Origin of the sequence: Methylibium sp. Pch-M (assembly GCF_004136295.1) — a bacterium.
GTDB lineage: Bacteria > Pseudomonadota > Gammaproteobacteria > Burkholderiales > Burkholderiaceae_C > Methylibium > Methylibium petroleiphilum.
Map to the genome: position 1 here is coordinate 706,763 of NZ_CP029606.1, position 22,605 is coordinate 729,367.

General features: G+C 70.3%; 22 protein-coding genes and 1 tRNA gene. 16 read left to right on the forward strand and 7 right to left on the reverse strand.

All coding sequences use genetic code 11. The features are described 5' to 3' along the window. The first annotated feature begins 56 nt into the window (after positions 1-56). A complete protein-coding gene (locus tag C1M51_RS03350) occupies positions 57-920 on the forward strand; it encodes a 3',5'-nucleoside bisphosphate phosphatase (protein WP_129448227.1) in 864 nt (287 codons plus the stop codon). A 42-nt stretch (positions 921-962) separates the two neighbouring features. After that, positions 963-1,586 carry an L-threonylcarbamoyladenylate synthase gene (locus tag C1M51_RS03355; RefSeq protein ID WP_129448228.1) on the forward strand — a complete coding sequence of 208 codons (624 nt, stop codon included), beginning with the start codon at positions 963-965 and terminating at the stop codon, positions 1,584-1,586. Positions 1,587-1,607: 21 nt separating this feature from the next. Here C1M51_RS03355 and C1M51_RS03360 read toward each other — a convergent pair whose 3' ends face one another. The 4 genes from C1M51_RS03360 to C1M51_RS03375 are packed head-to-tail and all read right to left on the reverse strand — an operon-like array spanning position 1,608 to position 3,484. Continuing rightward, a complete protein-coding gene (locus C1M51_RS03360) occupies positions 1,608-1,982 on the reverse strand; it encodes a glutaredoxin family protein (protein WP_129448229.1) in 375 nt (124 codons plus the stop codon). Next, positions 1,979-2,338 (reverse strand): RidA family protein, encoded by a 360-nt coding sequence (locus C1M51_RS03365; RefSeq protein WP_129448230.1) that lies wholly within the window; start codon positions 2,336-2,338, stop codon positions 1,979-1,981. Before C1M51_RS03365 ends, C1M51_RS03360 begins: the two co-directional genes overlap by 4 nt. After that, the gene (gene plsY, locus C1M51_RS03370) at positions 2,335-2,967 is read right to left on the reverse strand and encodes a glycerol-3-phosphate 1-O-acyltransferase PlsY (RefSeq protein WP_129448231.1); all 633 of its coding nucleotides are present in this window, start codon (positions 2,965-2,967) and stop codon (positions 2,335-2,337) included. The genes C1M51_RS03365 and plsY overlap by 4 nt, the downstream gene beginning before the upstream one ends. Before the next feature lie 31 nt (positions 2,968-2,998). Further along, positions 2,999-3,484, reverse strand: coding sequence for an aminoacyl-tRNA deacylase (locus C1M51_RS03375; RefSeq protein WP_129448232.1), 486 nt, complete (start codon positions 3,482-3,484; stop codon positions 2,999-3,001). 132 nt (positions 3,485-3,616) lie between these two features. Between C1M51_RS03375 and C1M51_RS03380 the strand changes: the two genes are divergently transcribed. The 8 genes from C1M51_RS03380 to C1M51_RS03415 all read left to right on the forward strand — a co-directional run bounded on the left by C1M51_RS03380 (position 3,617) and on the right by C1M51_RS03415 (position 12,430). Continuing rightward, entirely contained in the window at positions 3,617-4,378 is a 762-nt protein-coding gene (locus tag C1M51_RS03380) for a 2OG-Fe dioxygenase family protein (protein WP_129448233.1), read from the forward strand. Between the two features lie 77 nt (positions 4,379-4,455). Then, positions 4,456-6,228, forward strand: a complete 1,773-nt coding sequence (msbA, locus tag C1M51_RS03385; RefSeq protein WP_036248704.1) for a lipid A export permease/ATP-binding protein MsbA — start codon at positions 4,456-4,458, stop codon at positions 6,226-6,228. Beyond that, the gene (locus C1M51_RS03390) at positions 6,225-7,271 is read left to right on the forward strand and encodes a glycosyltransferase family 9 protein (RefSeq protein ID WP_129448234.1); all 1,047 of its coding nucleotides are present in this window, start codon (positions 6,225-6,227) and stop codon (positions 7,269-7,271) included. The genes msbA and C1M51_RS03390 overlap by 4 nt, the downstream gene beginning before the upstream one ends. Then, complete coding sequence (locus C1M51_RS03395; protein ID WP_129448235.1) at positions 7,268-8,365, forward strand: glycosyltransferase; 1,098 nt, start codon at positions 7,268-7,270, stop codon at positions 8,363-8,365. Before C1M51_RS03390 ends, C1M51_RS03395 begins: the two co-directional genes overlap by 4 nt. A gap of 52 nt (positions 8,366-8,417) precedes the next feature. Then, positions 8,418-9,524, forward strand: coding sequence for a DegT/DnrJ/EryC1/StrS aminotransferase family protein (locus tag C1M51_RS03400; protein WP_129448236.1), 1,107 nt, complete (start codon positions 8,418-8,420; stop codon positions 9,522-9,524). After that, positions 9,521-10,168 carry an acetyltransferase gene (locus C1M51_RS03405; protein ID WP_129448237.1) on the forward strand — a complete coding sequence of 216 codons (648 nt, stop codon included), beginning with the start codon at positions 9,521-9,523 and terminating at the stop codon, positions 10,166-10,168. Before C1M51_RS03400 ends, C1M51_RS03405 begins: the two co-directional genes overlap by 4 nt. A 37-nt stretch (positions 10,169-10,205) precedes the next feature. Next, complete coding sequence (locus tag C1M51_RS03410; RefSeq protein ID WP_129448238.1) at positions 10,206-11,429, forward strand: glycosyltransferase; 1,224 nt, start codon at positions 10,206-10,208, stop codon at positions 11,427-11,429. 11 nt (positions 11,430-11,440) lie between these two features. After that, positions 11,441-12,430, forward strand: a complete 990-nt coding sequence (locus C1M51_RS03415) for a glycosyltransferase family 2 protein (RefSeq protein WP_129448239.1) — start codon at positions 11,441-11,443, stop codon at positions 12,428-12,430. On the opposite strand, the gene C1M51_RS03420 is transcribed toward C1M51_RS03415, so the two are convergent. Beyond that, positions 12,427-13,359 carry a DUF6492 family protein gene (locus tag C1M51_RS03420; RefSeq protein ID WP_129448240.1) on the reverse strand — a complete coding sequence of 311 codons (933 nt, stop codon included), beginning with the start codon at positions 13,357-13,359 and terminating at the stop codon, positions 12,427-12,429. The genes C1M51_RS03415 and C1M51_RS03420 overlap by 4 nt on opposite strands. Then, positions 13,356-14,165, reverse strand: a complete 810-nt coding sequence (locus C1M51_RS03425; RefSeq protein WP_129448241.1) for a glycosyltransferase family 2 protein — start codon at positions 14,163-14,165, stop codon at positions 13,356-13,358. Before C1M51_RS03425 ends, C1M51_RS03420 begins: the two co-directional genes overlap by 4 nt. A gap of 98 nt (positions 14,166-14,263) precedes the next feature. Between C1M51_RS03425 and C1M51_RS03430 the strand changes: the two genes are divergently transcribed. The 6 genes from C1M51_RS03430 (at position 14,264) to C1M51_RS03455 (ending at position 21,871) form a co-directional block, all read left to right on the forward strand. Beyond that, complete coding sequence (locus C1M51_RS03430) at positions 14,264-15,202, forward strand: alpha/beta fold hydrolase (RefSeq protein ID WP_129448242.1); 939 nt, start codon at positions 14,264-14,266, stop codon at positions 15,200-15,202. Between the two features lie 317 nt (positions 15,203-15,519). Beyond that, positions 15,520-16,624, forward strand: a protein-coding gene (gene prfB / locus C1M51_RS03435; RefSeq protein ID WP_129448243.1) for a peptide chain release factor 2 whose coding sequence is annotated in 2 segments (ribosomal slippage) — positions 15,520-15,600 and positions 15,602-16,624 — 1,104 coding nt in all. Because the reading frame shifts where the segments join, the coding sequence is not laid out codon by codon here. Positions 16,625-16,671: 47 nt separating this feature from the next. After that, a complete protein-coding gene (gene pepN, locus C1M51_RS03440; protein ID WP_129448244.1) occupies positions 16,672-19,368 on the forward strand; it encodes an aminopeptidase N in 2,697 nt (898 codons plus the stop codon). Between the two features lie 42 nt (positions 19,369-19,410). Further along, positions 19,411-20,421, forward strand: a complete 1,011-nt coding sequence (locus tag C1M51_RS03445; RefSeq protein WP_129448245.1) for a class 1 fructose-bisphosphatase — start codon at positions 19,411-19,413, stop codon at positions 20,419-20,421. Positions 20,422-20,461: 40 nt separating this feature from the next. After that, positions 20,462-21,724, forward strand: coding sequence for a 6-phosphofructokinase (locus C1M51_RS03450; protein ID WP_129448246.1), 1,263 nt, complete (start codon positions 20,462-20,464; stop codon positions 21,722-21,724). Between the two features lie 71 nt (positions 21,725-21,795). Continuing rightward, a tRNA-Thr gene (locus tag C1M51_RS03455) sits at positions 21,796-21,871 on the forward strand. On the opposite strand, the gene C1M51_RS03460 is transcribed toward C1M51_RS03455, so the two are convergent. Then, a complete protein-coding gene (locus C1M51_RS03460; RefSeq protein ID WP_165349645.1) occupies positions 21,860-22,498 on the reverse strand; it encodes an N-acetyltransferase in 639 nt (212 codons plus the stop codon). The genes C1M51_RS03455 and C1M51_RS03460 overlap by 12 nt on opposite strands. Positions 22,499-22,605: the final 107 nt, after the last annotated feature.

Consider the following 22,605-nt stretch of genomic DNA (forward strand, 5'->3'; position numbering starts at 1 on the left):
CCGCCGCGAGTAGCCCGCCGCCCCTGTCGCCGGGACCGGCTTCCTACAATCACCGTGTGAGCCTCGCCCTCCTCAACGCCGATCTGCACTGCCACTCGAACGTGTCGGACGGCACGCTCGAGCCGGAAGCACTGGCCGCGCGCGCGCAGACGAACGGCGTGGAACTGTGGGCCCTGACCGATCACGACGAGGTGGGCGGCCAGCGGCGCGCCCGCGACGCCGCCCTCGCGCTGGGGCTGCCCTACCTGACCGGCACCGAGATCTCGGTCAGCTTCGCCGGTGTGACGGTGCACATCGTCGGGCTCGGCTTCGAGGCCGACGATGCCGCGCTGGCCGCCGGGCTGGCGGCCACCCGCGGCGGCCGCGAGGCACGTGCGCGCGAGATGGCGGCATCGCTCGCGCAGGCCGGCATCACCGGCGCCTACGAAGGCGCGCTGCAGTACGTGGGAAACCCCGAACTGATCTCGCGCACGCACTTCGCTCGCCACCTGGTCGATGCCGGTGTGTGCCCCGACACCAACAGCGTGTTCCGCAAGTACCTCACCGAGGGCAAGCCGGGCTATGTGCCGCACCGCTGGGCGGCGCTGGGCGACGCGGTGCGCTGGATCACGCAGGCCGGCGGCGCCGCGGTCATTGCCCACCCGGGTCGCTACAAGTTCACCCCCACGGAAGAGTACGCGCTGTTCAGCGAGTTCGTGGCCCACGGCGGGCGCGGCGTGGAGGTGGTGACGGGCAGCCACACCACCGCGGAGTACGAGAAGTACGCCGACATGGCAGTGGAGTTCGACCTGCTGGCCTCGCGTGGCAGCGATTTCCATGCCCCGGAGGAAAGCCGCACCGACCTCGGCGCACTGCCGTGGCTGCCGGGTCGACTGACGCCCGTGTGGGAAGCGATCGCCGATCGGGTGCAGCGGCCGTGAGCACCGACCGCGCGGCAGCCGGACACGCCGGCTGAGCCCACCATGTCGCAGTACTTCGAGGTCCATCCCGACAACCCGCAGCCGCGCCTGCTGAAGCAGGCGGTGCAGATCCTGCACGGCGGCGGCATCGCCGCGATCCCCACCGACTCCAGCTACGCGCTGGTGTGCCACCTGGACGACAAGGCCGCCGCCGAGTCGCTGCGCCGCATCCGCGGCGTCGACGACAAGCACCACCTGACGCTGCTGTGCCGCGACCTCAGCGAACTGGCGAACTACGCACGCGTCGACAACCGCCAGTACCGGCTGCTCAAGCTCGGCACCCCCGGGCCCTACACGTTCATCCTCGAGGCGACCAAGGAGGTGCCGCGGCGCGTCTCGCATCCGTCGCGCCGCACGATCGGGCTACGCGTACCGGCACACGCGGTCACTCAGGCCCTGCTGGAACTGCTGGGTCAGCCGCTGCTCGCCACCACGCTGATCGCGCCGAACGAGACCGAGCCGCTCAACGACCCGCACGAGATTCGGCAGCGCTTCGAGAAGCAGTTGCAGGCCATCGTCGACGCCGGCGCCTGCCCGATGCAACCGACGACGGTGATCGACCTCAGCGGCGACGAGACCGTGCTGGTGCGGCGAGGGCGCGGCGACCCGGCGGCAATTGGCCTCTGACCCGGGGGCGTCGCGAACGGCTCAGCGCAAGGCCTGGGCCAGGAGTGCAGGCCGAAAGCCTGTCTGGACCTGACCGCGCACCACCATCGTTGGTGTCGCGTGCGCCGGCAACGCCCGGAACCGTTGCTCACACACCGGATCGCGGTCGATCTCGCACGATTCATAGGGCACCTTCTGCTGCGCCAACCATCGCTTGGCGACATCACAGTAGCCGCAATACGTGGCGGAGTACATGAAGATGTCTCCGGCCTTCGCCTTCGCCACCACCTCGGCCGTGGCAACCACATCTTGGTAGTCCTTCCAGGCCCGCCAGGCCGGCCGCGCCATCACGCCGGCGACCAGGGCCAGCACGGCCAGGGTCAGCCAGGTGATTCCCTTGAGACGCTCGCGCTTCACAGCGCCGCCGTGACCACCATCTCGACCTTCCACGCCGGCTTGGCCAGCATGGCCTGGACAGTGGCACGCGGCGGCGCTTCGCCGGCCGGCAGCCAGGCTTCCCAGACTTCGTTCAGCGCCGGGAAATCGGCCAGATCGGGGAGGAAGATCTCCACGCGCAGCAGCCGCCGCTTGTCGGTGCCGGCACGGGCCAGCAAGGCGTCGATGGCCGCCAGCACCTGGGCGGTCTGGCCACGGATGTCCTGGCTGGCGTCGGCGGCCACCTGGCCGGCGAGGTAGACGGTGCCGCCCTCGCCGGTGCGGTGGACGGCCATCTCCGACAGGCGGGTGCCGACATCGAAACGTTGAATGCTCATGAGTGTCCTCTGGAAGGTGAAGTCTTCTGTCCCAGCCGGCTCTCGGTGCCGGCGAGCAATTTCCTGATGTTCGCGCCGTGGCGCCAGACGAGCAGCAGGCTCATCACCGCAATCGCCAGGGCTGCGGGCCCGGCGCCCCAGATCAGCAGCTGGTAGAAGGGCGCGAAGGCCGCCGCGACGATGGACGCCAGCGACACGTAGCGGAAGAAGGCGACGATGATCACGAAGGTGAGCAGCGTCGCCAGGCCGAGCCAGAGGTTGAGCGCCAGCAGCGCGCCCGCCGCGGTCGCGACGCCCTTGCCGCCCTTGAAGCCGAAGAACACCGGCCACAGGTGGCCGACGAACGCGGACAGGCCGACGAGGGCCGCGCTGCCCTCCTCCAGGCCGTAGGGCGCACCGTAGTGCTCGACCAGCAGCACCGGCAACGCACCCTTCAGCGCATCGAGCAGCAGCGTGGCGATCGCGGCGCCCTTGTGGCCCGAGCGCAGCACGTTGGTCGCGCCGGGGTTGCCGGAACCGTAGCTGCGCGGATCGGACAGACCGACGGCGCGGCTCACGATGACTGCGAACGACAGCGAGCCCAGCAGGTAGGCCGCGAGCGCGGCAAGCACGGGGAGGAAGGACGCCATGGCACGTATTCTGCCGCCGCCGGCCACGGCGTCAGCCCGCGCAACGCACCGGCACGGCCCCCAGCAGTTCGGCCGCGCGCCGCGGATCCAGCCCGACCAGGTAGCCGCGCCGGCCGCCGTTGAGGTAGATCTTCGGCAGCTCCAGCACGCCGGCCTCCACGTAGACCGGCATGGGCTTGCGCGTGCCGAAGGGCGAGGTACCGCCCACCAGGTAACCGCTGTGGCGCTGCGCGACCTCGGGCGCACACGGCTCGACCCGCTTGCAGCCGATCTCGCGTGCCAGCGCCTTCAGGCTGACCTGGCGATCGCCGTGCATCAGCACGATCAGCGGCCGGGCCTGCTCGTCCTGCATCACAAGCGTCTTGACGACGTGGTGCTCCTCGACGCCGAGCTGGCGCGCCGACTCGGCCGTGCCGCCACGCTCCACGTAGTCGTACAGGTGCTCGGTGTAGGCCAGCTTCGCGCGCTTCAGCAGCGCGGTGGCCGGCGTCTCGCTGGCGTGGTCTCTGCGGCTCATGCCCGGGAGTCTGCCTGACGCGCGCCGGCATCGCGCCGCGCGACACGATCCTGGGGAAGGAAGGCGTGCGCACCGCATGCTAGATTGCGGCGCCAGCCTGCCGGACCCACGTCTCTACGCCTCCCTCCTGCCATGCACGTCGACATCGAACTGCCCCTCGGCCGCGCCACCGCGCTGCAGCGTCTGCGTGCCCAAGGCTTCTGCGTGCTGACGCCGACCGCGCTGGAGACCCTGACCGGCATGCCGCTCGACGCCTTCGACGCGATGCTGCCGTACTGGGACGAACTGGCTCCGGACCTGCACCTGAAGGACGGCGGCCACTACCGGCACCGCCGCCACGGCTGCTTCATCCAGACCCTGCAGCCCGGCCAGCTTGAGACCGTGCCGCACCGCGCCCACTGGCAACCGACCACCTACAACGCGCTGCACGGCGGCATGGAGCGCTGGTTCGAGCCGCTGTCGAACGAAATGATCCACCTGCCCTCGTGGAGCGCCCTGCTCGTCGCGCTCGGCGAGCTGTTCGCCAAGCTGCGCGCGCCGCAGGGAGGCCGCTGGTACATCGAGGCCCATCCTTTCCGCATCGACACCGAAGGGGGCGTCGGCCGCCCGACGCCGGAAGGCGCCCACCGCGATGGCGTCGACTTCGTCGCGGTGGTGTTCATCGGCCGGCAGGGCGTGCGCGGCGGCGAGACCCGGGTGTTCGACGCGGCGGGCCCGCAGGGCGTGCGCTTCACCCTTGAGCAGCCGTGGACCGTGTTGCTGCTCGACGACCAGCAGGTGATCCACGAAAGCACGCCGCTGCTGCCGCTGGACCCCGCCGACCCGGCGGTGCCGGCCCATCGCGACACGCTGGTCCTGACCTACCGCAGCGGCGGCTTCCAGGCGCCGGCCTGAGCGGACGACGCCGGCCCGGCCACGGGCCGGGCATCGGCTCGAAACGTGGACAATCGGTCCGCCCTCGACATCGCGCCGTGACTCCTTCCGATTCCAACATCTACCGTCGCCTGTTCGGCTTCGTCCGCCCGTACTGGCGGATCTTCGCGCTCGGTGTCCTGGCCATGGTCGCCTACGCGGCCACCGAGACGGCGCTGCCCGCGCTGCTGAAGGAACTGCTCGACGGCAGCTTCGTGAACAAGGACCCCTGGGCCATCCACGCGATGCCCTTCCTGATCGTGCTGCTGTTCCTGGTGCGGGGCCTGGCCGACTTCAGTCAGACGGTCGCGCTCCACAGCGTGGCCAACAAGATGCTGGTCGACCTGCGCACCCGCGCCTTCGACAAGCTGCTCAGCCTGCCCACCAGCTATTTCGACGCCCACGCCGGAGCCGCCACCCTCTCGAAGCTGGCCTACGACGCGGCCCAGGTCACGCCGCTGATCACCACCGCACTGATCACCATCGTGCGCGACAGCCTCACGGTGCTCGGGCTGCTGGGCTACATGCTCTACCTGAACTGGCGTCTGTCGCTGGTGTTCTTCACGGTGCTGCCGCTGATCGCCTGGGTGATCCGCGCCGTCAGCCGGCGCCTGCGCGGCCTGAGCCGCGGACAGCAGCGCACCCAGGGCGAGATGACGCGCGTGATGGACGAGGCGATCGGCGCGCACCGCGAGATCAAGGTGTTCGGCGGCGCCGCCTACGAGTCCGAACGCTACGCCCGCGTGGCCCACGAGCTGCGCCACTACACGATGAAGGTGGTCAGCACGGCGGCCGCCAACGGCCCGATCGTGCAGGGCATCGCCGTGCTCGCGCTGGCCGCGATCATCTACTACGCGGCGCTGCAGTCGCAGAACAACCAGATCACGGTCGGCGGCTTCGTCTCCTTCTTCGGCGCGATGGCGCTGCTGCTGGCGCCGCTCAAGCGCCTGTCCAATGTCAACGAGGTGTTGCAGCGCGGCCTGGCCGGCGCCGCGAGCATCTTCGAGATCCTTGACACGCCAGGTGAACCCGATGCCGGCACGCGCACGCTGGCGCGCGCGCAGGGCCGCCTGCAGTTCGAGGGCGTGCGCCTGCGCTACCCGCAGGCCGAGCGCGAGGCCCTCGCCGGCATCGACCTCGAGATCCGCCCGGGCGAGACGGTGGCGCTGGTCGGCGCCTCCGGCAGCGGCAAGACCACGCTGATGGCGCTGATCCCGCGCTTCTATGTGCCGGACGCCGGCAGCATCCGCCTCGACGGCATCGACCTGCGCGAGCTCCGGCTGGCCGACCTGCGCGCCAACCTCGCGCTGGTGACGCAGCACACGGTGCTGTTCGACGACACCGTGGCGGCGAACATCGCCTACGGCGCGCAGCGCCACCTGAGCGAGGACGAGATCGTGGCGGCGGCCGAGGCCGCCCACGCGATGGAATTCATCCGCGCGCTGCCGCAGGGCCTGCAGACGCCGGTGGGCGAGAACGGCGCGCGCCTCTCCGGCGGCCAGCGCCAGCGCCTCGCGATCGCGCGCGCCCTGCTGAAGGACGCCCCGGTGCTGCTGCTCGACGAGGCCACCTCGGCGCTCGACACCGAGAGCGAGCGCGCGGTCCAGGCCGCGATCGAGAACCTCAAGCGCGGCCGCACCACGGTGATCATCGCGCACCGGCTGTCGACCATCGTCAACGCCGACCGCATCGTGGTGCTGGACCAGGGCCGCATCCACGAGGTCGGAAGCCACGCGGAGCTGCTGGCGCGCGGCGGCATCTACAGTCGCCTGCACCGCCTGCAGTTCGCCGACGACGGACTGCCGGCGGCAGGAGAGGCCGCCGGCTCATGAAGCGCATCCTGATCGTGCGGCTGTCGGCGATCGGTGATGTGGTGATGGCCTCGGGGCTGATCCCGGCACTGCGCGCGCTGCACCCCGAGGCCCGCATCGCCTGGCTGGTCGAGCCGGCGGCGGCCCCGCTGCTGGCGCACAACCCGCGCCTCGACGAAGTGATCGTATGGCCGCGCGCCGAGTGGCAGCAGCTGTGGCGCGCGCGCCGCTACGCCGAGCTGTGGCGCCGCTTTCGCGCGTTTCGCCGCGCGCTGCGGGCGCAGCGCTTCGACCTCGCGCTCGACACCCAGGGGCTGCTGAAGAGCGCCCTCTGGTCCTGGCTCAGCGGCGCGCCGCGGCGCCTCAGCCTCATCGGTCGTGAACAGAGCCACCACCTCGCCACCGAGCGCGTCGTCCCGCCGCCCGATACCGGTCCACGCCCCATCGGGGCCGAGTACCGCCACCTCGCCCGGCACCTCGGCGCCGCGGACGGCAGCTTCCGGCTCGACCTGGCGGTCGGCGCCGCGCCGCGCGCGCGGGCCCACGAGCGACTGGCTGCGGTCGGCGTACCTGCGGGCGTGCGCTACGTGGCGCTGTGCCCCTTCACGACGCGCCCGCAGAAGCACTGGTTCGAGGACCGCTGGCAGGCCCTGGCGCGGCGTTGTCGAGACGCCGGACTGGTACCGGTGCTGCTCGGCGGCCCCGCCGACCGCGTGGCCGCAGCCCGCATCGCGTCCGGCGTGCCCGGCCTGGTCGATCTGGCCGGCGCCCTGAAACTCGACGAAACGGTGGCCGCGATCGAGGGCGCAACGCTGCTGATCGGTGTCGACACCGGGCTCACGCACATGGGCACCGCGCTCGAGGTCCCGACCGTCGCGCTGTTCGGATCGACCTGCCCTTACCGCGACCCGAGGACGTCGCGCAGCGTGGTGCTCTACGCGCAACTCGATTGCTCGCCCTGCCAGCGCCACCCGACCTGCGACGGCCGCTACGACTGCATGCGCGCCTTCGAGGTCGACCGCGTGTTCGCCGAAGCCTCGCGCCTGCTGGAGCCGGTGGCATGAAGAGCCTGCACGTCGAGGCCGGCCGGCATCTCTACGGCGGGGCGTTGCAGGTGGTGTTCCTGCTGCAAGGCCTGAAGGCCCGCGGCGAACCGGCCGTGCTGGTCTGCCCGCAAGGCAGTGCGATCGCCGAGGCGGCGCGCCCGCATGCGCTGCGGGTGCACGAGATCGCCATGAAGGGCGACGCCGACTTCGGCATGGTCGGGCGCCTGCGGGCACTGATCCGCGAGGAACGCCCCGACGTCGTGCACCTGCACAGCCGGCGCGGCAGCGACCTGTGGGGCGGCCTGGCGGCCCGCCGCGAAGGCGTGCCGGCCGTCCTGAGCCGCCGGGTCGACAACCCCGAACCGCGCTGGTGGGTGAAACGCAAGTACCGCCTCTACGCACGCGTGATCGCCATCTCCGAGGGCATCCGCCAGGTGCTGCTGGGCGAAGGCCTGTCGGCCGGCCAGGTGGTGTGCGTGCACAGCGCGGTCGACACCGGGCGCTACCGCCCCGAACCGGCCGAGCGCGCCTGGCTGCGCGCGGAGTTCGGCCTGGCCGACGACGAGAGCACGCTCGCGATGGCGGCGCAATTCATCCCGCGCAAGGGCCACCGCACGCTGCTGACCGCGCTGCCGGCCGTGCTGGCGGCGCACCCGCGCACCCGCACGCTGCTGTTCGGGCAGGGTCCGGAACTGCCGGCCACCCAGCAACTGGTGCGCGAGGCCGGCCTCGGCGAGCGCGTGCTGTTCCCCGGCTTCCGACGGGATCTGGAGCGCGTGCTGCCGTGCATCGACGTGATGGTGCATCCGGCCGAGATGGAGGGTCTGGGTGTTGCGCTGCTGCAGGCAGCGGCCTGCGGCCTGCCGATCGTGGCCGGACGCGCTGGCGGCATCCCGGAGATCGTGCGGCCGGGCCTGAACGGCGAGTTGATCGAACCCGGGGACGCCGCGGCGCTGGCGCAGCACCTGACGAACCTGCTCGGCAACCCCGCGCTGCGGGCTCGCTATGGTGCGGCGGGACGGCAGCTGGTGCTGGACGAATTTTCGGTGGATGCGATGGTGGAGGGCAACCTGGCCGTGTACCGCGCCTGCGTCGGGGCGGTGGCCGGGTGATCGACAATCCCGCCGTCCAGACTCGGCGCCACCCGCCCCTCGGAGCTTCCCGATGAACCAGCACCGGATTCCCGTCTACCGCCCCGACCTCGGCGGGAACGTCAAAGCCTATGTCAACGAGTGCATCGACTCGTCGTGGATCTCCTCGCGCGGCCGCTTCGTCGGGGAGTTCGAGTCGGCCTTCGCGGCGTACATCGGGGTCGAGCACGCCGCCTCCGTCTGCAACGGCACGGTCGCCCTGCACCTGGCCCTGCTGGCGCTGGGCATCGGGCCGGGCGACGAGGTCATCGTCCCCACGCTCACCTACATCGCGCCGGTCAACGCCATCGCGTACACCGGCGCCACGCCCGTCTTCGTGGATTCGCTGCGCAGCAGCTGGCAGATGGACCCGGAGGATGTGCAGCGCCACATCACGCCGCGCACGCGCGCGATCCTCGCGGTCCATCTCTACGGTCAGACCTGCGACATGGCCGCGCTGGCCGCGATCGCGCGCGAGCACCGCCTGTTCCTCGTGGAGGACTGCGCGGAGGCCTTCGGGTCGACGTACGCCGGCCGGCACGCCGGGACCTTCGGCGACATCGCCACGTTCAGCTTCTTCGGCAACAAGACCATCACGACCGGCGAGGGCGGCATGGTGGTCACGAACGACAAGACCCTGAACGAACGCGCGCGCCACTTCAAGGGCCAGGGCCTGGCCGCGCACCGCGAGTACTGGCACGACGTGGTCGGCTACAACTACCGCATGACGAACATCGCCGCAGCCATCGGCCTCGCGCAACTGGAGCGGGCCGACGAGATCATCGCGCGCAAGCGGGATCTGGCCCTGCAGTACACCCGTCGTCTTGCCGGCCTGCCGATCGAACTGCACGCCGAGGCGCCCGACACGCGGCACAGCTACTGGATGGTGTCGATCCTGGCCGACCGCGCCGAGGCGCGCGAGCCGCTGCGCAACGCCCTCGCCGAGGCGGGCATCGAGACCCGCCCGCTGTTCTATCCCGTGCACACGATGCCGATGTACGCCCGCAGCTACCGCAAGCACCCGGTGGCGGAAGACCTGGCGTGGCGCGGCATCAACCTGCCGAGCTGGCCCGGCCTGAGCGGCGAGCAGATCGACCACATCGCCCACACGATCGCGAGCTTCTGTTCCAGGTCGGCATGAATTCGCGTCTGTACATCCTCGGAACCGGCGGCTACGCGAAGGAGGTCGCCCAGCTCGCGCACGCCGTGATGCAGGCGACGGGTCCCTGGCAGGAGATCGCCTTCCTCGGCGAAGGCGAGGCCGATGCGAGAACCGCCATGCCGTTCGGCCAGGTCGTCGGGACGGACGAGCTCCTGCTCGATGCCCGGCACGACCTGGATGTCGTGATCGGCATCGGCTCGCCACGGATCCGCCAGGCGCTGGCGACGCGGCTGTCGAGCCTGACGCATCTTCGCTTCCCGAACCTGTTCCACCCCCGCATGACGGTCAGCCCCGAGTACCTGAAGTGCGGCGTGGGCAACCTGTTCCATGCCGGCAGTGCAGTGGAGTGCGATGTCGTTCTCGGTGATTTCAATGTCTTCAACCTCAACACCACGATCGGCCACGACTCGGTGATCGGTTCCTGCAACGTGTTCAACCCCGGATGCAATGTGTCCGGCAACGTCAGGATGGGCGACGGCTGCCTGGCCGGCACAGGTTGCCAGGTGCTCGAGAAACTGAGCGTGGCGTCCAGGACCACGCTGGGCGCCGGCTCGGTCCTGGTCCGGTCGGTCGACGCGGAGGACGGCGTCTATGTCGGCGTTCCCGCCCGGCGGCGCCGATGAGGCCGGCCGCGGTCGCCGCACGACGGCTGCGTGACCCATGCTGAAGCTGGGTCTGCTCGGCCATGGCTTCGTCCGGTGGACGGGCGGCCAGGACTTTCTCAGGCTGGTCACGGCCAGCCTGGCGGCCACCGGTGTACCGCTGGAGTTGCATGCGCTGCTGCCCGAGCCCCGGCGCCGCTTCCACGAGCGCGGCTGGGCCGGCGCCCTGTGGCGAAGCGGCCGCAAATGGCTGGGCCACCCGCTGCCCGCGCCGCCCTCGCCCGCCGGCGAGCCCTTGGAGCGGCTTTTCTCCGGCCATGGCGTGGACGTGCAGGTGCACCGCATCGAGGCCGGACATGCCGCCATCGCGCGGGCCTCGCAACGGCTCGGCCTGCAAGCCCTGCTGCCGGCCGACTCGGCGCTCAAGCCGGTGGTGCGGGTGCCCTGGGTCGGCTACATCTACGACTTCCAGCACCGCCATCTTCCGCAGTACTTCACGGCGGACGAGTCGGCCTCGCGCGACCGACGGTTCAGGTCCACGCTGTCCCGTGCGCCGAGCGTCATCGTCAACGCGCGGGACGTCGCCGCGGACATCGAGCGCTACTGCCCCGGACATGCCGCGCGGGTGTTCCCCCTGCCGTTCGGGGCGGCGCCGGCCGCCCACTGGTTCGCGCTCGATTCGAGCGCGACGCGATCCCGCTATGGCATCGCCGGCGCCTACTTCATCATCAGCAGCCAGTTCTGGCAGCACAAGGACCACCTGACCGCATTCCGTGCCTACGCCGAGATGGCGAAGGACCACCCTGGACTGACGCTCGTCTGCACCGGATCGACGGAGGATCACCGCGATCCGGCGTACTTCCCGGGCCTGCTGCAGTCGCTCGCATCACTGGGCATCAGCGAGCGGGTCCGGATACTCGGGCTGATCCCCAAGGACGACCAGATCTCGCTGCTCAAGGACGCGGTCGCGGTGATCCAGCCGACGCGCTTCGAAGGCGGGCCCGGCGGCGGTGCGGTGTACGACGCCGTGGCGCTCGGCGTGCGTTCGATCCTCTCCGACATCCCGGTCAACCTCGAGATTGCCGAGGAAGGGGTCAGCTACTTTCCAACAGGCGACGCGGCGTCGCTGGCCGACCGGATGCGCGCCGCCCTCGCGACGCCGTATGTCCGCCCGTCGGCGCAACGTCTCGTCGAGAGCGGACAGAAGCGCCGGAGCCTGTGCGGGTCGACCCTGCTCGAATCCATCGAATTCGCGCGGCGCCAGCAGCGCCTGCGAGCCTAGGCTGCGAGACCATGAACACCCCTCCCGAACTGCCCGCGCGGCTGACCCCTGCCCGGCTGCCGCCCCACTGGCCCGGCGCCGCGGTCCCGTCGGCCGCCGCTCGCCCCGCGGACCCGCCGCGCATCACCGTCGTCACACCCTCCTACAACCAGGCCGCCTTCCTCGAATCCACCATCCGCTCGGTGCTGGAGCAGGGCTATCCGGCGCTCGACTACCACGTGATCGACGGCGGCAGCACCGACGGCTCGGTCGACATCCTGCGGCACTACGCGCCGTGGCTGACCAGCTGGGTGTCGGAGCGCGACCGTGGCCAGGTCGATGCCCTCCTCAAGGGCCTGGCGCGCGCCGATGGCGAGTGGTTCAACTGGATCAACTCGGACGACCTGCTGGCCCCCGGCGCGCTGTGGGAGGTGGCCCGCGTGCGCGACGCCGACCTGTTCGGCGGCTGCACGCAGAACTTCAGCGAGCACCGGCTCGACCGCCTGCGCACCAGCCGCGCACTGACGGCACGCGACCTGGTGCGCCTGCCGATCGAGTCGCGCACGCGCTGGCACCAGCCGGGCATCTGGTACCGCACCGCGGCGCTGCGCGAGACCGGCATCGATGCCACGCTGCACTACCGCTTCGACCTCGATCTGCTGATCCGCTACACGCAGCGCTTTCCTCGCGTGCAATACAGCGATCGCACGCTGGCGTGGTTCCGGCTGCACGGCGCCTCCAAATCGCTCGCCGACGCCGAGCGCTTCAGTGACGAGCACCAGGCGCTGCTGTCGCGCCTGCTCGACGACCCGGCCCTGCAGGCCCTGCACGCGGACACCCGCGACGCCCTCGCGGCGCTGCAGTGGCGCAAGACGCTGCGTGCGCTGCAGGACGACCACTCGCGCCCCCGGACGACCCGCCTGCTGGCGCTGTGGCGGGCAGCGCGGCAGGTGCCCGGGGCCTGGCGCATCAACGCGACCTATGACACGCTGGGCCGCCTGCTGCGGCCGCGCCGTCGCTAGCGCGGCGGTCGGGTCGCGGCCTGCTGCAGCCGCTGCCGGACCAGCGGCACCAGCGGCTCGACGGGCCAGCGACGGCTGGCCTGCAGCAGCACGAAGCGCGCCGCCGGATCGTCGAACGCCGCCTCGACCAGCGCGGCCGCCTGGTCGCGCTGCTGCTGCGTGATCACGAAGCGGGTGGCGGTGTTCGCCGCACTCTCGAAGTGGTGGCGGCCCCGCTCGATGAACTGCGCATACGCACCGTAGAGCGTGAACTCCGACAGCTCGCCGGGCCGCTGGCCCAGCAGGCTGCGCCACCACGGGCGCCCGCCATGCACCTGGGCCAGGTAGGCGTGCAGGCCGCGCGCGGTGTCGCGGTGGAACACGAACGGCCAGGCCACGAAGTTCACCGGGCGCACCGTCTCGGCCGGCAGCGCCAGCATGCGCGCCGCGGCATCGGCCCAGTGCGCGAAGGTGGGCTGGTACTCGATCATCAACGCCGCCCGGTCGTCGTGCAGGTAGTGCTCGGCGCGCAGAGGCACGGTGGGCAGCACGTCGGAGTCGAGCGCGACATAGGCCGTATGCGGCCCGATCGCCGGCACGGCGAGCTTGACGATCTGCTGCACGTGCCATCCATCGCTCGCCGCGTCCGGAAACCAGCCGAAGCGCTTGGCCAGGCTGCGGCGCAGCTTGCGGTAGCCATCGGGCCAGCCCGAAAGGCGCCGTCGCGTGGCCTCGACCTCGGCGGGCAGCACCTCGGCCGAGGCGATCCACTCGACCCGGGTGGCGCCCAGCGCATTGCGGAACAGCGGCAGGTCCTCGGTCTGCACCACCGCGAGGTGCGGCCAGTCGCAGCCGAGGGCCTCGAGCGCCTCGCGCAGCAGGCCGAAGCGCTGCAGGTCGGCGCGGTAGGTCGGCGTCAGCAGCGCGACGCGCGGCGGGGCCTCCGTCATGGCGCCGGCGGCGGCCTGCTCGGTGGCGTTGCCGCATCCGCCTCCAGCGCCCACAGCGCCGCGTACTTGTGGAATGCGTACTGCCCCAGGATCACGGCCATCAGGAAGCCCCGGCTGCCGTCGAGGAAGCCGCCACGCAGCAGGTACTGCTGCAGGAAGTCGGTCCCGAAGCGCAGCGCCGCATAAGCCAGGTTGCCGCGGTGGCCCTTGGCGAACTTCTGCCCGGCGAGCAGGCAGCCGTACTTCAGGTGCTTCTCCTGCACGTGCTGGTAGCTGCGCCACGAGTAATGCTCCAGCGGCGCCTTCAGCACACGGTCCTTGCGGCGCGGCATCAGCAGCGACTCGTGCACCTGGTGGTCGCGGTAGCGCACACCCTCGCGCAGGAAGAGCTTGGCCTGCGGCGAGGTGTAGCGGCCGTGCTTCAGCGGGCGGCCGAAGAAGTAGGTCTTCCACGGCATCTTCAGCACCGTGAAATCGCGCGCCGGCTCGTCGAGCACGCGGTCGATCTCGTCGCGCAGTTCCGGCGTGACCACCTCGTCGGCATCGATCGACAGCACCCATTCGCCGCTGCAGTGGTCGAGCGCGCGGTTGCGCTGCGGGCCGTAGCCCGGCCAGTCGGTGACCCAGAGCTTGTCGGTGTAGCGGCGCACGATGTCGGTCGTGCCGTCGGTGCTGCCGCTGTCGAGCACGACGATCTCGCTCGCCCAGCCGGCCACCGACTGCAGGCAGGCCTCGATCCGGTCGGCCTCGTCGCGGACGATCATCATGACCGAGAGGGTCGTGCGGCGGCTGGAACGGGGCAGCATGGCGGGGGCGGAGTCGCGTCGGCCCGGATGATAGGCGCTCGTGCCGCCGCGGCCGGCCGTGCGCAGCGCCCGCGCGCGACACGCGCTACCCTCCGCGCATGACCTCGTCCTCCTCGTCGATCGCTCCCGGCCTGCGCCCGTCCCGCGTCCTCCGCGTGCCGGTTCGCGGCCTGCATTACCAGGTGCATGCCTGGGGCGATGCCTCGCTCGTCGCCCCCGACCGCCCGCCGCTGGTGCTGCTGCACGGCTGGATGGACGTCGGAGCGTCGTTCCAGTTCCTGGTCGATGCGCTCGCCACGCCGCGCCTCGTGCTCGCGCCCGATTGGCGCGGTTTCGGCGGCAGCGTGGCGCCGCCAGCCACCGACAGCTACTGGTTCGCCGACTACCTGGCCGACCTGGACGCGCTGCTCGATCACTTCGCCCCCGACCAGCCGGTCGACCTGCTGGGCCACAGCATGGGCGGCAACATCGTGATGCTCTACGCCGGCGTGCGGCCCGCGCGCATCCGCCGACTGATCAATCTCGAGGGCTTCGGCATGCCGCGCAGCGTGCCGGCCCAGGCGCCCGGTCGCTACGCGAGATGGCTCGACGAACTGAAGGCGCCGCAGCGCCTGCGCGATTACGCCAGCCTCGACGAGGTCGCTCGCCGACTGCGCCAGAACAATCCACGGCTCACCGCGGAACGCGCCTCCTGGCTGGCGCCGCACTGGGCACGCCAGACGACGGCAGGACGCTGGGAGATCCAGGGCGACCCGGCGCACAAGCGCAGCAACCCGCTGCTCTACCGCGTCGACGAGGTGCTGGCCTGCTGGGCCCGCATCACGGCGCCGCTGCTGTGGGTGGAGGGGCGGCAGACCGACGTCGCCAAGTGGTGGGGCACCAGCTACCCGCGCAGCGATTTCGAGGAGCGCCTGGCCTCGATCGCCTCCACGGTGTCGATCGAGCGGGTGATGCTGGAGGACGCCGGGCACATGCTGCATCACGATCAGCCGGAGCGGTTGTCGGCGCACATCGAGCGTTTCCTGTCGAGGCCGTGACCTGCAATGCAGGGTGGCGGGTGTTGGAGCGAGCATGGCGGGGTGCGAGTGGGCGCCGTCGCTTAGCGGGGGTACCCGATGCGCGCTGTCGCCCACTCGCACCCCGCCATGCAGGCACCGCCCGTGCTTCTCGACAGCGCATACCGCGATGGTGCCCGCGAGGATGAGGGCGGGCCCGGCGAAGCGCATCGGGTACCCCCGCTAAGCGCAGCCGGGCCCGCCCTCATCCTCGCCCGCTCCGAGCCCAAGAGGCAGCATGAGAAAATCCATCGATCAGCGGCCCGCAACCGCCGCGCCCCGAACACGAAGGAAACCCCATGGACATCGAACACATCAACGCCCTCGGCAACCAACTGGCTGACCTGCGCGAACGCACGGCCCAGCTCCGGGGGTATCTTTGACTACGATGAAAAGTCACGCCGCCTGAGCGAGGTCAACGCCGCGCTCGAGGATCCGACGGTCTGGAACGACCCGAAGAACGCCCAGGCCCTGGGCCGGGAGAAGAAGTCGCTCGAGACGGTGGTCGACACCATCGCATCGCTGGAGCGCAACCTCGCCGACAACGCCGAGCTCTACGAGATGAGCAAGGAAGAAGGCGACGAGGACGGCCTGCGCGCCATCGAGGCCGAGACGCTGGGGCTGGCCGCGCAGGTGGAGCAGCTCGAGTTCCGCCGCATGTTCAGCAACCCCGCCGACCCGAGCAACTGCTTCATCGACATCCAGGCCGGCGCCGGCGGCACCGAGGCCTGCGACTGGGCCAGCATGCTGCTGCGCCAGTACCTCAAGTACTGCGAACGCAAGGGCTTCAAGGCCACCATCGAGGACGAGACCGAGGGCGACACCGCCGGCATCAAGAGCGCGACGATCAAGGTCGAGGGCGACTACGCCTTCGGCCACCTGCGCACCGAGACCGGCGTGCACCGCCTGGTGCGCAAGAGCCCGTTCGATTCCTCGGGCGGGCGCCACACCAGCTTCGCTTCCCTGTTCGTCTACCCGGAGGTCGACGACTCGATCGAGATCGAGATCAACCCGGCCGACGTCCGGACCGACACCTTCCGCGCCAGCGGTGCGGGCGGCCAGCACATCAACAAGACCGACTCGGCGGTGCGGTTGACGCACATCCCGACCGGCATCGTCGTGCAGTGCCAGGACGGCCGCAGCCAGCACAGCAACCGCGACGTGGCCTGGAAGCGGCTGCGCTCGCGCCTCTACGACCACGAGATGCGCAAGCGCCAGGAAGAGCAGCAGAAGCTGGAAGACACCAAGACCGACGTCGGCTGGGGCCACCAGATCCGCTCCTACGTGCTGGACAACAGCCGCATCAAGGACCTGCGCACCAACGTCGAGATCTCCAACACGCAGAAGGTGCTCGATGGCGACCTGGACGCCTTCATCGAGGCCAGCCTGAAGCAGGGCGTCTGAGCCCGCATCCCGCTCGACCCCACGAAGTTCCCCTGGAGACACCGCACATGCGCGAAGGCACCGCTCCCCTCGTCCGCCGCGAGGACTACAGCGCCCCGGCCTACTGGATCCGCAGCGTCGACCTCACGTTCGACCTGGACCCGCAGAAGACACTGGTCATCAACCGCATGGAGGTCGAGCGCAACCCCAACCTGCCGACGCAGCCGCTGCGCCTGGACGGCGAGGACATCAACCTCACGCGGGTGCTGGTCAACGGCGAGAGCATCTCCTTCCGCGTCGAAGGCGCGCAACTGGTGCTCGACGGCCTGCCGGACGGCCGCTTCACGCTCGAGCTGCGCAACACCTGCGCACCGGCGAAGAACACCCAGCTGTCGGGCCTGTACACCTCCGGCGGCGGGTTCTTCACGCAGTGCGAGGCGCAGGGCTTCCGCCGCATCACCTACTTCCTCGACCGGCCCGACGTGATGGCGGTCTACACCGTCACGCTGAAGGCCGATGCCAAGGCCTACCCGGTGCTGCTGTCGAACGGCAACCTCGTGGAGCAGGCCGAACTCGACGGCGGCAAGCACTGCGCGAAGTGGCACGACCCCTTCCCGAAGCCGAGCTACCTGTTCGCGCTGGTCGCGGCCGATCTGGTGATGCGCGAGCAGAAGATCCGCAGCCGTTCCGGCAAGGACCACCTGCTGCAGGTCTATGTGCGCGCCGGCGACCTCGACAAGACCGAACACGCGATGAACTCGCTGATCGCCTCGGTGGCCTGGGACGAGGCGCGCTTCGGCCTGTCGCTCGACCTGGAGCGCTTCATGATCGTCGCGGTCAGCGACTTCAACATGGGCGCGATGGAGAACAAGGGCCTGAACATCTTCAACACGAAGTTCGTGCTGGCCAGCGCCGCCACCGCCACCGACTTCGATTTCGCGCACGTCGAGAGCGTGGTTGGCCACGAGTACTTCCACAACTGGACCGGCAACCGCGTGACCTGCCGCGACTGGTTCCAGCTGTCGCTGAAGGAAGGGCTCACGGTCTTCCGCGACCAGGAGTTCAGCATGGACATGGCGGGCGCCGCCAGCGCCCGCGCCGTGCAGCGCATCCAGGACGTGCGCCTGCTGCGCCAGGTGCAGTTCTCCGAGGACGCCGGCCCGATGGCCCACCCGGTGCGGCCCGACCAGTACCAGGCGATCGACAACTTCTACACCGCCACCGTCTACGAGAAGGGCGCCGAGGTGGTGCGGATGATGCACACGCTGGTCGGTCGCGAGGGCTTCGCCGCCGGCATGAAGCGCTACTTCGAGCGCCACGACGGCCAGGCCGTGACCTGCGACGATTTCGCGCAGGCGATCGCCGACGCCAACCCCGGCAGCGCGCTGGCAGGGCGGCTGGACGCCTTCAAGCGCTGGTACGCGCAGGCCGGTACGCCGCAGCTCGCCGCGCGCGGCCGCTACGACGCCGAAACCCGCCGCTACACGCTCGAACTCACGCAGCGCGGCCTGCCCACGCCGGGCCAGCCCGACAAGCAGCCGTGGGTGATTCCGGTCGCGATCGGCCTGGTGGCCGCCGACGACGGCCGGGCGCTGCCGCTGCAGCTCGAGTCCGAACCGGCCGCGGGCGGCACCGACCGCGTGCTGGTGCTCGACCAGCCGAGCGCCGCCTTCACCTTCGTCGGCGTCGAGTCCGAACCCGTGCCCTCGCTGCTGCGCGGCTTCTCGTCGCCCGTGGTTCTGGACGCCGCGCTGACGGACGCCCAGCTGCTGGTGCTGCTGGCCCACGACGGCGACGCCTTCAACCGCTGGGAGGCCGGCCAGCAGCTCGCGTTGCGCCGCCTGCTCGCGGCGGCCCAGCGGCCGGACGACGGCACGCCGGTGCTCGACGAACCCTTCGTGGCGGCGATGCGCAGCCTGCTGCGCGACCCCTCGCTCGACGCCGCCTTCAAGGAGCTCGCGCTCACGCTGCCGACCGAGACGTATGTGGGCGAGCGGCTGGGCGCGGAGATCGACCCGCAGCGTGTGCATGCGGTGCGCGAGGCCGCACGCCTGCAGCTCGCGCAGGCGCTGCGCGACGACTGGGTCTGGGCCTACGAGCACCACCAGCCCGCGGGTGGCTACTCGCCCGACGCACACAGCGCCGGCCAGCGCGCGCTGGCCAACCTGGCGCTGGCGATGCTGGTGCTCGACGCCACCACCAGCGGCGACACCGTCTGGCCCGGCCGGGCCTACCAGCGCTTCAAGGACGCTGGCAACATGACCGACCGCTTCGGTGCGCTGTCGGCTCTGGTGAACGCCCACGCCGAGCTGGCGGTGCCGGCGCTGGAGCGCTTCCATGCGCTGTTCAAGGGCGAGGCGCTGGTGATCGACAAGTGGTTCGCGCTGCAGGCCGGCGCGAGCGAGCCGGTCGGCACGCACGCCGGCCGCGTATTCGCGCGGGCCAAGGCCCTGCTGCAGCATGCCGACTTCTCGCTGCGCAACCCGAACCGGGCGCGCAGCGTGCTGGCCACGCTGTTCCTCAACAACCCGGCCGCCTTCCACCGCCGCGACGCCGCCGGCTACGTGTTCTGGGCCGAGCGGGTGTGCGAGGTCGATGCCATCAACCCGCAGCTCGCCTCGCGGCTGGCGCGCGCGCTCGACCGCTGGCGTGCGCTGGCCGAACCCTACCGCAGCGCCGCGCGCGAGGCGATCGCCCGCGTGGCGGCCCGGCCGGAGCTGTCCGAGGACACGCGCGAGATCGTCACGCGCGCTCTGCAGGACTGACCTCCCCCCTCCTCCCCCTCTCACGCCCGAAGGAACCCCGAGATGACCCGACGCATCAGCCTCACGCAATACCTGGTGGAGGAGCAGCGCGAGCGCGGCCGCATCCCCGCTCAGCTGCGCCTGCTGCTGGAGGTGGTGGCGCGCGCCTGCAAGAGCATCGCGATCAGCGTCAACAAGGGCGCGCTGGGCGGCGTGCTCGGCAGCGCCGGCAGCGAGAACGTGCAGGGCGAGGTGCAGAAGAAGCTCGACATCATCGCCAACGAGGTGCTGATCGAGGCCAACGAATGGGGCGGCGCGCTCGCGGCCATGGCCAGCGAGGAGATGGACAGCATCCACGTCGTGCCCAACCGCTACCCCCAGGGCGAGTACCTGCTGCTGTTCGACCCGCTCGACGGCTCGAGCAACATCGACGTCAACGTCAGCATCGGCACCATCTTCTCGGTGCTGAAGAAGCAGAGCGACACCCCCGGCGTCAGCACCCAGGACTTCCTGCAGCCCGGCAGCGCGCAGGTGGCCGCCGGCTACTGCGTCTACGGCCCGCAGACCACGCTGGTGCTGACCGTCGGCGACGGCGTCGCGATGTTCACGCTGGACCGCGAGCAGGGCTCGTGGGTGCTCACCGCCGACGAGGTGCGCATCCCCGAGGACACCAGGGAGTTCGCGGTCAACATGAGCAACCAGCGCCACTGGGCGCCGCCGATGCAGCGCTACATCGACGAATGCCTGCAGGGCAAGGACGGCCCGCGCGGCAAGGACTTCAACATGCGCTGGGTCGCCAGCATGGTGGCCGACGTGCACCGCATCCTGTGCCGCGGCGGCGTCTTCATGTACCCCTGGGACAAGCGCGAGCCGGCCAAGGCCGGCAAGCTGCGGCTGATGTACGAGGCCAACCCGATGGGCTTCATCGTCGAGCAGGCCGGCGGCGCGGCCACCAACGGCAAGCAGCGCGTGCTCGACCTGCAGCCGAGCCAGCTGCACGAGCGCGTCAGCGTGATCCTGGGCTCGAAGAACGAGGTCGAGCGCGCGAGCGCCTACCATCGCGAAGCGGGCTGACGGCGGCGGCCGCGACGTCACCACTGCGGAGGACGATTCGATGGCAGAGAGAAAGAGAAACGCGTTCTATGCCCAGTCGGGTGGGGTGACGGCCGTCATCAACGCCTCGGCCTGCGGCGTGATCGAGACGGCGCGCCGCCACAAGGACCGCATCGGCAAGGTCTACGCCGGCCGCGACGGCATCCTCGGCGCGCTGACCGAGGACCTGATCGACACCGGCAAGGAGTCGGCCACGGCGATCGCCGCGCTGCGCTCCACGCCGTCGGGCGCCTTCGGCTCCTGCCGCTACAAGCTCAAGTCGCTCGAGGCGAACCGGCGCGAGTACGAACGCCTGATCGAGGTGTTTCGCGCGCACGACATCGGCTACTTCTTCTACAACGGCGGCGGTGACTCGGCCGACACCTGCTTCAAGGTCAGCCAGTTGTCGGAGGCCATGGGCTACCCGCTGCAGGCGATCCACGTGCCCAAGACCATCGACAACGACCTCGCCTTCACCGACTGCTGCCCCGGCTTCGGCTCGGTGGCCAAGTACGTGGCGGTGTCGACGCTGGAGGCCTCGTTCGACGTGCGTTCGATGGCCAAGACCTCGACCAAGGTGTTCGTCGTCGAGGTCATGGGCCGCCATGCCGGCTGGATCGCCGCGGCTGGTGGCCTGGTCGAGGAGCAGGGCATCCCGGTGGTGATCCTGTTCCCCGAGATCGTGTTCGACGAGCCGAAGTTTCTCGCCCGCGTCGACCAGCTCGTCAAGCAGCACGGCTACTGCACCGTGGTGGTGTCCGAGGGCTGCCACCACGCGGACGGCAGCTTCCTCGCCGAGCAGGGTGCGCGCGACGCCTTCGGTCACGCGCAGCTCGGCGGCGCAGCGCCGGTGGTGGCGAACCTCATCAAGCAGGCGCTCGGCCACAAGTTCCACTGGGCCGTGGCCGACTACCTGCAGCGCTCGGCGCGCCACATCGCGTCGAAGACCGACGTGACCCAGGCCTACGCGCTGGGGCGCAAGGCGGTCGAGCTGGCGCTGCAGGGCCACAACGCGGTGATGCCGACGATCGAGCGCCTGGCCGATGCGCCGTACAAGTACCGCATCGGCATGGCGCCGCTGGCGAAGGTGGCCAACGTCGAGAAGTTCATGCCGCGCGACTTCATCACCAAGGACGGCTTCGGCATCACCGAGAAGTGCCGCCGCTACCTGCGACCGCTGATCCAGGGCGAGGACTATCCGCGTTTCACCAACGGCCTGCCGCGCTACGTGAGCCTGAAGAACGTGGCGGTGCCGAAAAGGCTGGCTGTCTTCGACCTGAAGTAGTGCCACGCCATCGGCTAGAATCTGCGTTTTCCCGGAGCGGCATCAACGCTCCGAGGGTCTGAAAAGACCTTGCCGGTGTAGCTCAGTTGGTAGAGCAGCGCATTCGTAATGCGAAGGTCGGGAGTTCGACTCTCTTCACCGGCACCAAGTTTCGAGAGCTCGGCGCGGACTGTCCTCGTTCCTGGACGCCGTGCAGCCTGCAGCCGACTTGCCATGGACTCGCTTGACCAAATAGACCGAGCGATCGCTGATCGTCTGTGAGCGGCCCTGGCGATCGACCACGGCGTATTCGTTCAGGAACTCCACCGCGTCGGCATCGTAGCCGCGGCGCTCATACAGCGCACGCGCACGGGGGTTGCCGTGACTGACGCCCAGGCCGATGGCCTCGCAGCCACGGGCGGCCGCCAGCGACTCCATCTCGTCCATCAGCCGCGAGCCCACCCCCAGGGACCGGTAGCGCAACGGGACGAACAGGCGATAGATCTCGGGGATATCGCGCCAGCGCTGCGTGATCTGCGGCGCATGCTGGCGACGCCATCCGACGAAGCCGATGCCGATCGGAACGCCGCGATACCACGCCACCAGGATGTCGAGATCACCGCCAGCCTGCTCCTGCAAGCTCGACGAGTACGGCGACACCAGCGGGGCCGGAATCGCTCGCTGCACGGCATCGACCTCGGCAGCACTCAGTCTGCGGATGGCGATGTCGTGGATCGCGCGCCGCGGGACCCAGCGCTGCCATACCCGTTCGACCAGCCCCTTGACCTGCTTCACCCAGCGCCGCATTGCTTCGTCATGACGACGACCCTCTCGCGGACGGTCTGTCGGTCGGAAAGTTGTTCTCGCCGTGGTGGAGTCCATTTCGTCACGATTGTTCCTTT